At 46.3% G+C, this 16,454-nt stretch carries 13 protein-coding genes; 7 read left to right on the forward strand and 6 right to left on the reverse strand.

The annotated features are described in order from the left end of the window. Positions 1-7 precede the first annotated feature (7 nt). The 3 genes from V7S65_RS06560 to V7S65_RS06570 form a co-directional block, all read right to left on the reverse strand. A complete protein-coding gene (locus V7S65_RS06560; protein WP_336388798.1) occupies positions 8-835 on the reverse strand; it encodes a hypothetical protein in 828 nt (275 codons plus the stop codon). A 31-nt stretch (positions 836-866) separates the two neighbouring features. Beyond that, positions 867-1,439 (reverse strand): DUF4255 domain-containing protein, encoded by a 573-nt coding sequence (locus V7S65_RS06565; protein WP_079467627.1) that lies wholly within the window; start codon positions 1,437-1,439, stop codon positions 867-869. 286 nt (positions 1,440-1,725) lie between these two features. Continuing rightward, the gene (locus tag V7S65_RS06570) at positions 1,726-1,848 is read right to left on the reverse strand and encodes a hypothetical protein (RefSeq protein WP_262488086.1); all 123 of its coding nucleotides are present in this window, start codon (positions 1,846-1,848) and stop codon (positions 1,726-1,728) included. Between the two features lie 166 nt (positions 1,849-2,014). Between V7S65_RS06570 and V7S65_RS06575 the strand changes: the two genes are divergently transcribed. Further along, positions 2,015-3,763, forward strand: coding sequence for a glycosyl hydrolase family 18 protein (locus tag V7S65_RS06575; protein WP_336388797.1), 1,749 nt, complete (start codon positions 2,015-2,017; stop codon positions 3,761-3,763). A 24-nt stretch (positions 3,764-3,787) separates the two neighbouring features. Continuing rightward, a complete protein-coding gene (locus tag V7S65_RS06580; RefSeq protein ID WP_336388796.1) occupies positions 3,788-4,183 on the forward strand; it encodes a VOC family protein in 396 nt (131 codons plus the stop codon). An 80-nt stretch (positions 4,184-4,263) separates the two neighbouring features. Here V7S65_RS06580 and V7S65_RS06585 read toward each other — a convergent pair whose 3' ends face one another. The 3 genes from V7S65_RS06585 to V7S65_RS06595 form a co-directional block, all read right to left on the reverse strand. Further along, entirely contained in the window at positions 4,264-5,904 is a 1,641-nt protein-coding gene (locus V7S65_RS06585; RefSeq protein ID WP_336388795.1) for a SusD/RagB family nutrient-binding outer membrane lipoprotein, read from the reverse strand. Between the two features lie 11 nt (positions 5,905-5,915). Continuing rightward, a complete protein-coding gene (locus tag V7S65_RS06590) occupies positions 5,916-9,011 on the reverse strand; it encodes a SusC/RagA family TonB-linked outer membrane protein (RefSeq protein ID WP_336388794.1) in 3,096 nt (1,031 codons plus the stop codon). A gap of 500 nt (positions 9,012-9,511) precedes the next feature. After that, a complete protein-coding gene (locus tag V7S65_RS06595) occupies positions 9,512-9,919 on the reverse strand; it encodes a winged helix-turn-helix transcriptional regulator (RefSeq protein ID WP_079467623.1) in 408 nt (135 codons plus the stop codon). 105 nt (positions 9,920-10,024) lie between these two features. On the opposite strand from V7S65_RS06595, the gene V7S65_RS06600 reads away from it, so the two are divergent. The 5 genes from V7S65_RS06600 to V7S65_RS06620 all read left to right on the forward strand — a co-directional run bounded on the left by V7S65_RS06600 (position 10,025) and on the right by V7S65_RS06620 (position 16,440). Further along, on the forward strand, positions 10,025-10,405 hold the full coding sequence (locus V7S65_RS06600) for a nuclear transport factor 2 family protein (RefSeq protein ID WP_336388793.1): 381 nt from the start codon (positions 10,025-10,027) through the stop codon (positions 10,403-10,405). 5 nt (positions 10,406-10,410) lie between these two features. Continuing rightward, entirely contained in the window at positions 10,411-10,740 is a 330-nt protein-coding gene (locus tag V7S65_RS06605; protein WP_336388792.1) for a TfoX/Sxy family protein, read from the forward strand. Positions 10,741-10,878: 138 nt separating this feature from the next. Further along, positions 10,879-11,481: an RNA polymerase sigma factor gene (locus V7S65_RS06610; protein WP_079467620.1), complete on the forward strand. Its 603-nt coding sequence runs from the start codon at positions 10,879-10,881 to the stop codon at positions 11,479-11,481. Between the two features lie 87 nt (positions 11,482-11,568). After that, a complete protein-coding gene (locus V7S65_RS06615; RefSeq protein WP_336388791.1) occupies positions 11,569-12,759 on the forward strand; it encodes a FecR family protein in 1,191 nt (396 codons plus the stop codon). A gap of 297 nt (positions 12,760-13,056) precedes the next feature. Next, on the forward strand, positions 13,057-16,440 hold the full coding sequence (locus V7S65_RS06620) for a TonB-dependent receptor (protein ID WP_336388790.1): 3,384 nt from the start codon (positions 13,057-13,059) through the stop codon (positions 16,438-16,440). Positions 16,441-16,454 lie beyond the last annotated feature (14 nt).

Raw genomic sequence — 16,454 nt, forward strand, 5'->3', positions numbered from 1 at the left:
TTTTTGTTTAGTATAAAAATATTTCCGAGTACGTTTTTCCATTGGTATGCCATGATCTTCCTGCAGCAGAGATCCTGTTGATTTCCGGTGACGGGAGCTGGGAGATGATGATCTTGTGTTTGTTACTTTCGTCTGGCAGCCTGTCCGCCAGTTTTAATACGTCAGGAGTCCTATCTGAAAGTGTAATAGGCTCATTGGATACCAGTACGGGTACTTTGTTCCTCTCCGGAAGCGCTGCCAGCAGTGGTTCGCTGAAACAGGAGACGCCATTGTTGTTCAGGATCACCGGGTGCGGGAGCGCTGCCAGCTGTTCACTCATCAGGTAATAGCACCAGTAGGAGCTTCTGGCCTGAAACCGGATGTCGTAGTTATCCTGTAGAGATTCATTCAGCACCAGCGTCAGTAATCCGAACGGTTTGGTGAAAAATGTTTCCTGCAAAGTAGCTGTTCCGCGCAGGTCTGCTGCATCGGCATAAGGATACCGGTGTAAAACGCCCGGCGCATTGGCGGCATCATTACCAAACACAAAACACTGTGTGGAAATATCGGCGGCATCAATGGCGGTATAGTTATAAAACAAGGGATCTTTCAGTATTACCTCAAAGGTAAGTGTGGTGTTATCCCGCAGTAAGTCGCTCCTGTTGCGCTTTCCAGCGCCCAGGGTATTGTATAGTAACAAGAACCCGGATGCCTGTTGTTTAAGCATCAGATCTGCATTCAGTAACTGTTTTCCGGTAGCGGCAGACATGCGGATGCCAATGCCTTCGTAGGATAGCGCCTGGAAAAAATCATGACGATAGCGGATAGTAGTCAGTATTTCATATTGCTGTTTCATTCATATTTTTCAACTAGCTAAGGATAACAATTTATCTCGCCGGTAACATTTCTCCGGCAGTGCCCGCAACAGCTGGCCTGTACTCTTTGATGATTGAATCGTCGAACGTAAGCATGCGCACCTTGTACAATACGGATGGCATGTACTTGGCGCCCAGCGTGGCCCACATGTTGTTTAGCCTGTCGGCCCCAGGGCTTTCCAGTTCAAAGGCAAGCTTGCTGATGCCAGCATCTAACGCGGGTGTATTCTGTGCGGTAAAGGTATTTTTCGATTGAAAGAACGCAACGGTGTAGGAAAGAAATCTTAAAGCCTGCGCGTAGTTATTGCTGCTGAAGTAAGCAGAGAATAATACATAGAGGTTCACGGATACCGCCGCTGCTGAAGTGTTATACATACCAGCGCCGGTATTTGAAACGGATGTTCTTGCTGTCTCTTTTTCAACATTGACAAGCGTTACAAGCATTTTGTTTTCGCCTTGTATCGCTACGGATCCATCCTGGTTTACAATACCGGAAAGTATCACCTTATCTTCGTTAATCTGTAATTTTCGCTTCAGGTTATTGTTGATGTCTTCTGTAACACAGCTAAGGGCCTCATAGATCATTGGATTAGTATTTAATGCTTACCGTGTGATGTGTACTGTCCTGTAAATTTCCGGGCTGAAAGATGTTCGTTATTTTGAGAAATGGAATTGAGTTTTCAAGTTGATGTCACAATATAAATTCAAAAAAGCGATTTAAATATTTTTATTTGAAAAAATATTTTTCTATCTTTTATTATCTAAATATCCTGATGACTCCCGCTCAAAAAATAACCGCCCTAATAATTGCATTCCTCGTTTTTTTTCATTGCAACAGTACCGTATACGGCAACAACAGTAGTGTGCGCCATTATTTCCAGGAATCTCCCGTTAAATTACCGAAGCCGCCAAAGCCGCCACCAGTGCCGAAATTGCCGAAGCCTCCGAAGGTGCCATCGGATACTGCGGTGAATGCTAAACTTATACAACGCATTTTAAAAGTATTTCGCTTCCGACATAATGCTCACGCGCGCGAGCGCGCCCGCGTTTTATATATCATCAACCAAACGTTAACGGATTCACTGGTAGTTAGTAAGGATGACATACGAAAATTAAATGAAGCATTAACCAAAAGAGAGAACCAGCAATTCGATTCATTGATGGCGTTGCTTAATACCATTGCATCAAGTCATGCTTCACAACCTGCAAGTCCGGACACAGATACCAGCAGTAAAAAACCGGTGCAGGAACCGGATAGTCCAGTACCCGGAACCGACCTTGATGCGTTGGTGGATAAAATGATGCCGATTCTGCAAAAGAAGAGTGAGGAACAGGAAGCGGAGAATACCAAAGCCGCGCATCTCACCGCTATCCGGTCTTTGTACGGACGGCCACCCGATCAGGTGGATACCTTACGATTGAGCGACAGCCTCGGTGCGCGTTACCTGGTCCGCCTCTCGCAAAAAATAAATGTAATGGGTATCCAGCCCTACTGGATGGAGCAGGCATATACCACGTATAATTTTAACGCGCTGAGTACTTACAGTTTCCTGGGATACCTGGTAGATGGCCAGACGGGCCGTATCCAGCCTGCGTTCCAGCAGGATGAAGTGAGGTCTGTTCCCGATGCCCTGTCAGCAGGATGCAATCTGCAGTTTATTTTTCTTGATAAAAAAAGCAGCAACATACTTGCCCTCCTGAAAAGTAAAAATGCACAAACCTTATTTTCGGATAGCCTTGCCCGTTTGTTAGTACAACAAAAAGCAGATGGCGTTACTATTTATTTTCAGGCGTTGCCGGATCATCAGCGCGATGCTTTCAGTAGCTTCATTACTACGCTTTCAGGTACACTAAAAAATGCAAATAAGAATTTTAAAATTAACGTAGTTATACCTCCGTACGACCCTTCTTACAACTATGATCTGCGCGCCCTGCGCAGCTACGTCGATTATTTTATCATTGATTTCACGCAAGCCGGCGGAGAAACAGCCGGGCCGCTTGCACCGATGGACGGCAATGCTTCAAAGTCTTTGACAGGAGCAGTATCCCGTTACCTGCAGGGAGATATTCCACCCGCGCAGCTTTCCCTGCTATTGCCTTACTACGGGGCAGTGTGGAAAAAGGGAAGAGATGGCAACCCGGATGTATTCAGTCGCTATGTAAGCTACAGTGATATCCGTAAACAATACCCTTCTGATACCGTTGCTATCTTCGATGAAACGACCAGTACTTTTTTTATAGAAGTAAGAGATCAGTATGGCGTGGTAAAAGAAGAGATCTGGTTTGATGATGGTATCAGTATGTCGATGAAGTATGATTTTGCGATGAAGAATGAACTGGGTGGTATTGCCATCTGGACATTGGGAGCGGATAACGGCACTACGGATCTCTGGGATGCATTAGTGGATAAATTTGTTGTTACAGATACACTTGTTCTTGATACCGTTTCCCTGTATCCCCCGGTCCCACAGTATCTTACGTTCTGGCAGCGTGTAAAAAGGGAACTGCGTATCTATGCTATTTTATTCAAAGATCCCTGCAGCGTTGATGCATCACAGTATGAAGGAGATGTTTACTTTGTTTATTTCACTATCGGCTTTTTTATTTTAGTGTTGATAGCGGGCGCGGTTTATTTTTACTTTGTAAAAACACAGGGTGACGATTGGAAGTGGCGGAAGAAATTATTGATCCTATTGATTGTACTAATCTTACTTACAGTGGTCAGTGGTTTTATGGCGCTTTTCCTGAATAAGGAAATGTCGTTTGTGGGGATCAGCAGCATACCGAGTCAGTGCCACAGTGTACCGTTAACGAGTGTGCTGGCTATACTGGGTATTGGTTTTGTACTGGGATTATTGATCATGCACTTTTTCCTGCAACCGTTTTTTAAAGATGATGATGTACCTTAATGGGATAGCGAAAGCTGCCAATGTATGCATCAGAGAATTGCCCATATAAGCCTGCTGGTAAATGATTATGACGAAGCCATCAGGTTTTATACAGAAAAACTATCCTTTAAACTGGTGGAAGATACCCGCCTCAATGATACCAAACGCTGGGTATTGGTAGCGCCTCCCGGTGCAAATGAATGTTGTCTTCTACTGGCTAAAGCGGCCAGCGAACAACAGGCGGCCAGTGTGGGGAATCAATCAGGAGGCCGGGTGTTTCTTTTTTTATATACTGATAATTTTGAGAGAGATTATAAGGCAATGCTGGAGAAGGGAATCAATTTTGTGCGGCCCCCGAAGGACGAGGAATATGGCCGGGTAGCGGTATTTGAAGATTTGTATGGTAATTTGTGGGATCTGCTGGAACCCGCTGCAAAATAAAAGCGGGTGTCAAAAGTATTGCTGACACCCGCTTTGGGATAATAATTTACCAACTGAGTTTTTTCAACTTCACCGTTCCTCTACTTTTTATTCCACCACACCGGCTGACTGATATACGTCGGGCTACTCGCTGTAGGATCCGCATTCAGCACCTGTGTGCTGTTGTAATTGATTTCATAACTTGGTACGGCAAAGCGACGTGGCCAGTCAGTTTGAGCTGGATAATACAGCGTGTTTACATGTGCCGGACGTTTAAATCCTTTATAAACACCAGTGGCCTCACTATAATTACCGGCGGCATCGGCACAGTAATTTAACCGGCGCAGGTCTGCCCAGTTCTCCGGGGAATAAGACAGCGCAATGTATTTCTGGATCATGATATTGCTAAGCGTAAGCAACGCCGGCAACTGTACAACGGAGCTGCTGTTCAGGAACGCGTCGATGGTGCCTGCAGGAATATCCAGCAGCTCCATATGCGCGCGGATACCCGCTTTATAGGCCGTTAGCGCCTCTGTGTTTTTGGCTTGCTTAATCAGGATTTCTGCTTCAATGAAACGCAGTTCTGCATTGGTAAATAATAAACCTTTGCCGCCCCTGCGGGTGTACCAGGTGCCGGTGGATTGTATCCGGTCGGTAGCTGTTGGCGCATACGGCGTTTTACGCATGATCACATAAATAGAATCTTTGTTGGAAAAAGTATTGTTACTGGTGTTGTAGGTATATGACAACGGGCCTGTATTGGTAATACCGGAGGTCATATCCACGCCCTGTGTACGATGCAGTACGCCGTTCCGGTCGGCGGTGCTGGGAACGAGCAGGTCTACTCTCGGATCTTCCATATCATTGATGCCTTTAGGGGCGCCTGTATAGTTATTGGTAAGGTAATCCATGTACAGCTTGGTGATCCTGGCGGTAGTAGCCGTGTTGGTGTATTGCAACGCTTCTTTGGCAGAAGAGGTTACCGTTGGACCTTCATCCACATATTGCATCACGGCGCTTTGGTCTTTCGATTGGGCACCTTTTGATGCGGCATCCAGTACAGCCTGTGCGTTGAAACCCGGTAATGCAGAAGTGTGGTTTAACCAGCGGGCTTTCAGGCCATAGGCCAGGCGGATCCATTTGTCGGTGCTGCCATTGTTGAGGATATCTCCTTTGGCCAGTGCCGGTGCAGTGGGGCCCTGGGTTTTCTGCAGGTCTGCAATGGCTTCATCCAGGAGTGCCAGCACTTTTTCCTGGATGTAGGATGCCTGGTCAAATTTAGGCGTGATGGTAGTGGGATCATCAAACTGATCATAGGGCATCATGCCGTAAACATCTGCGAGGGTGCCAAAGCCCCATGCCTTAATGATTTTGGCGGCGCCGATATAATGATAGGCCTGCACTTTTTCTGCAGCGGTGATCAGCGGCGTCACATTCACGGCGGTATTTACATACCAGCACTGCCACGGCCACTGTATGTTGGTACTGTTGGATACCCAGGCAGTAAGATTGTAGTTGCTGCCGCCGCTGACATATACAGAAGCCAGTTGTTGTGAAAGATAGGCTGCGCGGGTGCCGGTGCTTTCATACGCATCGCAGAACTGCGCGATGAGTGGTGGCAGCCGTTGTTCAGCGGTTGGTACAGATGAATTGGCGCTATTGGGATTGTCGTTGATGTCCACCCATTTCTTACAGGAGGTAAGTGCAAACGACAAGCTGATGATAAAGATTATTTTTTTCATGTTCCGCACGTTTAGAATTTAAGATTTAAACCAATGGCAAACCCTGCTGTGGCAGGCACGCCGCAATAGTCGATGCCGGAAGAGCCGGAACCTATTACGCCGGCGCCGGCAGTACTGGTTTCAGGGTCCATGCCGGAGTAGTTGGTCAGCAGCAGCAGGTTGGTGCCGGTAGCCGTTACCGTGGCGTCTCTCAGCCAGCGTGCGCCGGTGAGCCATGTTCTGGGAAGCGAGTAGGAGAGGGACACAGAACGGAGCCTCATCCAGTTTACTTTTTCCAGGAAAAACGGGGCGTTCTTTACATATACATCGCGGTAGTATTTTTCTGAAGCCGCCACTGTTTTAGTTACCGGTTCAAACTTTCCACTGGTTGGATTTTTTGCTACACCAGTGAAGGTGATTTCGCTGTTCCTGTTTTCGGTGCGTTCACTCAGGCCATAAGACGTAAGGAGGTAGTCGGTGCCATTAAACACATCTCCGCCAACCCGGAAATCCCAGAGAAAGGAAAAGTTAAATTGCTTATAGGTAAAACTGTTATTCAAGCCACCCAGAAAGTCGGGCTCACGGTTACCTATATACGTAGTAAGGGAAGTGGTGGGAATGGGGTAGCCGGTATTCCAGTCGAGCAGCAGGTTACCATTTTCATCTTTCTGCCATACGGAACCGCTTACGCCCATAAACACGCCGCCATCAAAGGAAGCAGCCTGGCCAACTGCGAGATGCACATCTGTTACATACAAAATAGGCAGGGAACCCGGCAGGGATTTTACTACGCCGTTGTTATGCGAAGCATTAAGCATTACGTCCCAGCTGAAATCTTTCTTTTTAATGGGAGTAGCATTAATAGATATTTCAATACCCTTGTTTTCAATGGTACCGGTGTTCACGGAGCTGAGGATATAACCGGTGGCATTGCTCACACGGGGCGTCAGGATCTGGTCGCGGCTGGTGGTAACATACCAGGTGAAATCAAATCCCAGGCGGCCGTTGAGGAAACGCATTTCGGTGCCAAATTCTGTGGAGGTAGTGGTTTCGGGTTTCAGGTTATCATTTCCTCTCGACCAGTAGTTGCGGAAACCGCCGCCAATAGTGAGTTCCGGCCCAAACAGGTAAGTGTTGGTCTGGTAGGTAGGAGCATCTTTACCCACCTGTGCCCAGGAAGCGCGCAGTTTACCAAAGCTCAGGATATTGTTTTTGGGGATCAGTTCTGTAAACACCAGGCTTCCACTTAATGAAGGGTAGAAGAACGATTGGTTCTGAGGCGGCAGAGTAGAGGCAATGTCGTTACGCCCGGTAGCGCTTACGAATACAATGTTCTTATACGATAACCGTAAGTCGCCGTAGAAGCCGGCCAACCGTCTGCGGCTGATTCCCTGGCTGATGTACTGGTTTTCTTTGGCAGCATTGTTAATACTGATAAACGACGGTATCTGGAAACTTTCTGCACGGGCAGAATTGGATTTTGTGTAGCTGTCTTCTGTAGTAGTACCCAACAGCAGGCTGGCATCCCAGTCTTTATGAAAGGTTTTATGGAAGTTCAGCATCAGGTTGGAGTTGATGTAATTGTAGTTCCGGTCTGTTTCAGACAGCATCCCTTTTTGCCAGCCCTCTTTAACACTGGAGCCGGGAGAAATTAAATTCCGCAGCTGCGTATAGTAGTTGTCTATGCCCAGGCGGTAGGTAGCGTCGAACCAGCTGGTTACTTTTACATTTACATACGCCGAACCAATAAAGCGGTTGGTTTTATCCGACTGCGGATTGCGGTTAATGATCCAGTAGGGGTTGTCGATGTCTGTATCCAGCGGGATATCGGGTAGCAGCCTGTGTTTGGAGCCGTCTGCATTCAGCCATACTTTCATATCATCGTTCCGTGGCCAGGCAACAATGCTTTCCATATAGCCGGAACCACCGGAGGCCCATAACCCGCTTCCGGTAAGTGTTTTCTGCGTTTCACTCCGGGCATAGGTAGCGTTTACGCCGAAAGTAAAAATGCCTATTTTCTGTTCACCGTTAAACCGCACGGTAGAACGGTTGAAGTCTGTGGAAGGCACCACACCCGACTGGTTCAGGTTAGAACCGGAAAGATAGAAATTGCCGGTGGGAGTACCTCCTGAAATGGTGAAGCTGTTATCAAACGCATTAGCTGTCTGGAAGAAATCTTTCATATTATCATAGATCTTCTCTCCCGGTTCAAATTTATTTCCCCACGACATTGCTGTTTGATCGGTAAAGGTGCCGCTGTAGTTGGATCCTTGTTTATAGATGCTTTGCTGTTTGGGCAGCCGGTTTACCCAGTTGGTAATATAGCGGCTGGTAACGGAGCCGGCTACATTACCGGTGGTACCCTTTTTGGTAGTGATCACAATAGCGCCGGCAGCAGCACGGAGTCCGTAAAGCGCGGCAGCGGCGGGGCCTTTCAATACGGAAATAGACTCAATGTCTTCCGGGTTGATGTCCATCGCACGGTTGCTATAGGTAGTACTTTGGTTAATAGAACCATCGAAGGCGCTGTTATCGCCCTGTCCTGTGGAGTTATCCATGGGCATGCCATCGATGATAAACAACGGCTGGTTGTTTCCTTCCAGGGAGGTACCACCACGGATGATAATGGATGCAGAAGCACCGGGCGCGCCACCGGAATTAGTAATGTTCAGGCCGGCAATTTTACCGTTGAGGGAATTCACCAGGTTAGGGTCTTTGTTTTTCAGCAGTTCGGCCGATTTGATGTCCTGTACGGAATAGCCCAATGCTTTTTTCTCCTTTTTAATACCCATACCCGTTACAATCACCTGTTCAAGGGAGCTGGAACTCGTCAGCATTTTAACGTCGATCGTCTGGTTTTTCCCTGTAGGGATACTCTGGGTTTCATAGCCGATAAAAGAAAATTCCAGGACTTCTCCCGGAGTTACCGCGATGCGGTATTGCCCGGTAACATTTGTTTGTGTGTTACGGTTGCTGCCTTTGATTCTGACGGTAACGCCGGGCAGGGGATTACCGTCATCGGCTAACACAATGCCGGTAATAAGTTTTTGTTCCTGTGCATAAGCAGTGTTGGGCAACATCAGGAGTATCAGCGATAGTATCGCCAATAGCCGGAGAGGATTTCTCATGTTCTGTTGTTTTAAATGAAACTTGATATTTGGTTGAAATAATACGCGTGTTTAGATTTACAGGATGTTACAGGATCTTGTTTGCAAATAGGTACGAACTATGATTTTGGTTGCACTACATAATACGGGTTACTAAAAGTGATGATTCTCAATAAGCATAAACTTTTACTAAGGTAAGGGCAAAAAGTATTTGGTGTTAATAGTAAATTCTCCTTTTTTTAGTTTGCTTTTTAAGATGAGGGTTAAAATAAAAATCCCCTGTGGGGAAGATGAATCAAGGAGCTGGCAATGTATTGCCGGCTCCTTTTGTTTACGGTAGCCATCCTTGCTACAGATAAGGGTGTTTCAGGAGATAGACCTACCATATCCATAGCAAAAACAATGATAAGGCATAGATAAGTCGTATCTCTACAGGTACGGGTTATCTACGGCTTATATACGGGTTATCCCGAAATGGCATATGCCTGGGCCTGGTATATGCAACTATTCAAAATAGCATATCAGGAAAACTGCTTCTTCAGCTTTGCAAAATACTCTTTGATAGCCCCGGCTTTATCTTTTTTAATCTTCTTTCCAAGTTCCTTCCGCGGGCAGTTTATATGGTACTTTGCCCCCCAATCCATTATTTCAATGATGATGGGCAACAGGTCTATTCCTTTTGGGGTAAGACTGTAAATGAACTTCGACTTATTCGCCGGCGATACCCGTTTTGAAAGGATATTTTCTGCTTCCAGTACGCTCAGCCTGTTAGCAAGGATGTTGGTGGCAATCTTTTCCTCCGACTCCAGGAACTCGCTGTAAGACAATTTCCCCCTGAGCATAATATCCCTGATGATAAGGAGGGACCACCTGTCTCCAAAAACATCCAGGGAACAACTAATGGGACAATCTGATCTGACTTTTTCCATACCGCCTGATTTTAAAAGTACTTGCAAATTACAATAACTTTATTATTTTTACTTGCAAAATGCAATAACTAAAATTGCGATTCCTGATTCTTAAAAATAGAAAAAATGGAAAACTCCACGTCAACCCAACAACTACTCGAAATTTATTACAATGGTTTTGCTAAGAAAGAAGGCTGGGAGCAGGTTATCTCTGACGACTTCAGATTTATTGGCGGCGACATGACAAAATCGGCGCCGGCCGTAGGAAAAGCGGCCTACATAGAAGTTATTAAAAGGTTTTCACGGGCGTTTAAAGCGATGCGCGTAAAGGAAATGATTGTAGATGGTGAAAATGCCTGCGTGATCGGAAACTACGACTTTATATTTCCCAACGGTGCAAGCATCAACGGCGATGTAGCGGAGATCTGGAAAGCAAAGAACGGGAAGCTCGACTCACTGACTATCTTCTTTGATACGCTTACTTTTGACAGGAACATCCCAAAATAATTTTCATGGCTTACAGTGAAAAGCTGGCAGATAAAATCCGGCAGGCACTCGCAACGGTACCGCATGTTGAAGAGAAGAAGATGTTTGGCCGGATTGCGTTTATGGTGAATGGTAAAATGTGCCTGACAGCAGGCCCCGGCCAGATGATGTGCCGCATTGATCCCGCTATTCATGCGGAAGCCGTTAAAAAAGATGGTTGCCGTACCGTGATCATGAAAGGACGGGAATACAAGGGATTTGTATATGTAAACGAGGATCATCTCAGCACAAAAAAGGATTTTAATTACTGGGTAGCGCTTGCGCTGGAATTTAATAAGAAAGGGAAGCCTGCGTAAAAATATTTCCCATTATTGTAATGTGAATCAGGATGGCTTCAAATTTAGTCACCGGCGAATTATGCATATTATCTGTTCTGCAAGGCAAATTTTGTGATAAGAAAAAAAGGACTAAATTTACCTTGTACAGTGAACTTAATGAAAAAAGAAAATGAGCTAAACAGTGAACTAGCGCTCTTCCGGCATATTGCTGAAGGAGATGAATTGGCCTTTAAAGAGCTTTTTGAATGCTACCGTTTGCGCCTGTTCGCGTTCTCTCTCCAGTTCACCCATTCCAGAACTGATGCAGAGGAAGTAGTCCAGGATGTATTCCTGAAAATCTGGAAAAACAGGTTAAACCTTACCAATATCCAGCTCCCGCAAAAGTATATTTATACCATGACACGCAACCAGGTGTTTGATCACCTCTCACGGGTGGCAAGGAACAAGCGTTTGCATGAACAGGTATGGGCAAATATCCATGAAAGCGGCGATTATACCGAACAGGCAGTACTGGTAGCTGAAACCGCCAATATTATCCAAAAGGCGGTTAACGGCCTCTCCAGCCGGAAGCAATCCATCTACTACCTAAGCCGCCGGGAGGGATTAAGTAACCAGGAAATAGCTGTGAAACTGGGCATTTCCGTGCCTACCGTTAAGAATTCCCTCGTGGAAATCCTCCGTTATATCAGGACCTATATGAGTAGCCAGTACGAATCTTCTGTGCTGATTATGGGGATCCTGCTATCTCTCTTTTTATAAAAAAACATTTTTTTTGAATTCAACCGGTACGGTTGCTTTTATCAACAGTCTATATAGTGGAGGAAGTAATTTCCACCCGCACGTTTTATGACAGAAAAGGTAATTCCCACTTATGACAGGCTGCAGTACCTGTTACAGCAATATACGCGGAAACGCTGTACTCCTGAGGAAATGCAGGAGCTGTTCCGCTACCTGGAAAACCCCGCTGTCAGGGAGTTGTTCAACAATATACTGGACAAGGATTTCGAAGGTCCCGGGGCCGTTGAGGATGGCGCTGAAATCGACTGGGAGTTCATGTATAATAAGATTATCCAGGGGGAGGCTCCTGGCAAAAGAACTAAGATCTTCAATTTTGCAAAGATTGCTGCTGCCGTATTAATATTGGTTTCAGCAGGATGGGCATGGTCGCATTTCTCTGCCCGCCGTACTGCGCCCGTTTCAGCGCATGTACCACCCCAGGGTGATGCATTGCCTGCCGCCAACAAGGCGGTGCTGATACTTGCAGATGGTAACACCGTGAATCTCGACAGCGCTGGCAGCGGGGCTATCACGCGGCAGGGAACTGTTAATCTCAGCAAGGCGCCCGGACATCTTTCCTATGCTGCCGGAACAAACGGCTCCGGTGATCCCATCTACAATAAGGTGGCAACGCCCCGGGGCGGCATCTTTAAACTTACATTATCTGATGGCACCAATGTATGGCTGAACAGCGCTTCTTCTATCCGCTTCCCTGTTGCTTTTTCAGACAACGAACGCCGGGTGGAGATCACGGGAGAAGTATATTTTGAAGTGGCAAAGCAGGTAGTAAAAGGCGCTCCGGTTCCTTTTTTCTGTAAAGCCGGAAGTATGGAAGTAGCCGTGCTGGGTACGCATTTTAATATCAACGCATATAATAACGAAACAGATATAAAAACCACCTTGCTGGAAGGCGCCGTAAAAGTGAAACAGGGCGCTAATACAAAACTGCTGTTACCCGGACAACAATCACTTGTTGGGAAAGATGGACAGATTACGCTTTCGGATCACGTAAATCTTGATGAAGTAATGGGGTGGAAGAACGGATTTTTTGTTTTTGAAGAAGCAAATATCAGCCAGATCATGCGGGAAGTAGAAAGATGGTATAACCTCGATGTGGAGTATGATGGCCCGTTACCGGATGGCCGTTATAACGGACGCATTTCCCGTAATACCAAAGTATCACAGATGATGAAGGTGTTAGAGTTGAGTGGCATCAATTTCAGAATTACAGGTAATAAGATCATCATTAAATCCCGATAGCACAAATTAATATCAACCAAAAGCTATGTCAGCCAGAATTTTCATAATGTACTCAGGATAGTCATGGTCCTGTTCTACCTACTTATTGTAATAGTTCAAAAAAATGCCGCTTCATGTGCGAGATGAAGCGGCGGCGCCTGAACTAAACGGGATTCCCTTGTCAGAAATCTTTCATTTAATATCCAAACAACCAAAAGTATGAAATTGCAGGCTTTTCGGAAAGAAAAATTCCCCCGCTCAGAGGGGAACAGCTTAAGTATCCCTTTTAATTGGAAAAAAATAAAAAAACTGCTAATTATGAAGCTAGCGGTCCTGTTAATTGTTATCAGCACGGGAATATCGGCCAGCGCCCGTTCCCAGTCAGTGACACTGAATGAGCGCAACCTGTCGCTTAAACGGATCTTTTCATTAATTGAAAAACAAACCGGGTACTCTTTCTGGTATGATGTTAACCTGCTGAAAGAAGCCAGGAAAGTGGATATCCATGTAGATAACGCCTCGTTACCGGAAGTGATGGAGCTGAGTTTAAAAGGGCAGCCATTTCATTATAGTATTGTAGACAACGTGATTGTTGTTAGCCGGAATGTTGCCGGTTCAACCGGCACCGCGCCGCTGCGGGTGGAAGTTTCCGGCAAAGTAACAGATGAAAACGGAGCGCCGTTACCGGGCGTGTCTATCCAGGTGAAAGGAACGAAGCTGGGCGTGAGCACCGATGCAGGAGGTAACTTCTCCCTCAACGTGCCTGATAATTCTTCCCGTACACTTATTTTCTCCTTTATCGGGATGGTAACACAGGAAGTTCCGCTGAATGGTAATACAAAACTTAAGATTGTACTTAAAGCCGCTATCGAGCAAAAACAGGAGGTAGTAGTAATTGGCTATGGATCGGTTAAGAAAAAGAATGTAACCGGTGCGGTATCTTCTGTAAAAACTGCTGAACTAAATACGGCCGCTTCCACCAATGTGGTACAGGCATTGGCAGGCCGCGCTGCGGGTGTTTCCGCCATCCAGAGCAGCGGACAGCCAGGCGCCGGCGTCAATCTCCAGATAAGAAGCAACCCATCGTTTGCTTCTCCGGGGGCGTTGTACGTGGTAGATGGGGTGATCATTAACGATAATGCCGCCGAACCTTCTTCAGACACGCGGTATGGCAGCTCCGGCGTTGACCGGTCGCCGCTCAATTTTATTAACCCCAACGATATTGAATCGATCGATTTTCTGAAAGATGCTTCGGCTACTTCGATCTATGGCGCCAGGGCCGGCGCCGGTGTTGTGCTCATTACAACCAAACAGGGTAAAGGAGACAAACCTCATATCGAATACAGCGGAAGCTACGCTTTCCAGGACATCATCAAGTTTTATGATATCCTGAATACGAAAGAATACATGGAGCAACGTAACAAAATAGGACTGGAACAATGGATGCTGAGTAATAAGATTGCTCCTTATGGCAGCACTGATCCGGCCACCGTAACGCCCTATATTCCAAAGTATACACAAACACAAATCGATACCACCGCTTTATTACCCAGCGCAATAGATGCGATCACCAGGAAAGGCTATACAAAGCAGCATAATATTTCCCTTTCCGGCGCCAGCAATAAAACGCGTTACTATGTATCCGGCAACTACCTGGATCAGCAGGGCGTGCTGGAACACTCGGCGTTTACACGGTACAATGGAAGGATCAGTCTTGACCAGGGAGTAGGCGAAAATATAAAAGTGGGCGTAAATGTGATCGCTTCCGGATCCAATGCCATTAATGCCAACGTAGGCACGCAGGCAAATGAATATTCCGGAATGGTATTATCCGCATTTTATTACCCGGCAAATATGCCGCTCAAAGATGCTGCCGGTAACTATCTCATCAACCCGGATTACCAGAACTCACCTAACCCGCTGTCTTTCCTGGATATCACCGACTATACCAAAAGCAACCGCCTCCTTACTTCCGGTTATGCGGAATGGACGGTGATCCCCGGCCTGAAAGCCAAAATGAATTACAGCTATGATCAGTCGTCCGGGAAACGGTATGCCTATCTGCCTAAAACCTTCCTCTATGGCGCACGCGCAGGAGGGCAGGCATCTATCAACGAAAATAATTCTGTCTCCAAAATTTCAGAATTCACCATCAACTATAATAAAAGCTTCGGGGAAAAACACAATATCCAGGCATTGGCCGGGCATTCTTACCAGGTAAGCGATTGGGATGGTTTAGGACTTTATAACGACCGGTTCCCGACGGATAATTTTCTGTTTAATAACATCGGCTATGGTACCGCACCACGACCCGGCGTAAGCTCTTACAGGAATCCTACACGTATCTGGAAATCATATTTTGGCAGGGTAATTTATGATTTTGCAGATAAATATATTCTGACTGCCAGCATCAGAAGGGACGGTGCTTCCAACTTTGCACCCAACAAAAAATGGGGCACATTCCCCGGCGTTTCAGCAGCCTGGATCATCTCTGAAGAAAACTTTCTGAAAAATAATCTCCCGGTAATCAGCTTTCTGAAGTTAAGGGCAGGTTATGGTACCACCGGTAACAGTAACATCGGCGGAAGCGCATTCTCCTACTATACAGCCAATACCTCTTACGTGTTTGGTGGTACCAGTTTACCCGGCGTTTCCCTCAGCCAGCTGAGTAATGATAACTTAAGCTGGGAAACACAACGGGATGTGAACGTAGGATTGGACTTCCAGTTGTTTAACAACAGGATAGGAGGTTCATTCGACTATTTCAACAGAACAATTGTGAACCTGTTGCAGAGCGTGCCGCTGGCTTCCGATTTCCCGGTGTCAAGCGTGGCGGGTAACGCAGGTGAAACCCGCAGCCGCGGCTGGGATGCAAGCCTGAATACCAAAAATATTGTGAGCGTAACACCCGGAGGCTTTAACTGGTCCACCACGATCAATTTGTCGCACTACTATAACTCCTGGGTCAGGAGATCCCCGGATGCTTTACGATCACTGGCAAAATATATTGCCCCCGATGGCCCGTTCAATGGGATCTATGGCTATATCAGCGATGGAATCTATAAGGGCGATAAAGCTGCTCCTGCCAGTATGCCGGGCATCCTGCCGGGCGGCATTGTGGTAAAAGACTTAAATGGCTACGACGATGCCGGTAATCTTACCGGGAAACCCGATGGTAAAATTTCTTCTGCCGACCAGGTACTGCTGGGCATCGATGGGCCCCGCTACAGCTTTGGATTCAACAATAATTTCAGCTATAAGAATTTTGACCTGAGCATTTTTATGTATGGCTTTATACAGAAGAAGTATAACTCGGATTATGCATCTGCATTCAGCACATATGCCCAGCTCGGACAATTTGGCTGGAACGTACTGAGCATTGCAAAAGACAGATGGTCGTACGATAATGTGAATGCGAAGTACCCGACCGGGCTCAATGATCCTTACGCCAGCTATGCTTCCAACTCCGACTATTGGCTGGAAAATGCCAGCTTCCTCCGGTGCAGGGATATCACCCTGGGCTACACTTTCGGCGGAAAAATGATTGCGAAACAAAATGTATTGAGCGGCTTACGGATCTATGCCAATGTGCAGAATCCTTTCATTATTACTTCTTACAGGGGAATTGATCCTGAATTGCAGAACTACCTGGCATATCCCATGTCCCGTTCTTATACTATTGGTTTGAATGCCAGATTCTAGCCACTTTATTCATT

Source organism: Chitinophaga sp. CCNWYY40 (genome assembly GCF_037483205.1).
Classification (GTDB): Bacteria; Bacteroidota; Bacteroidia; order Chitinophagales; family Chitinophagaceae; genus Chitinophaga; species Chitinophaga ginsengisegetis.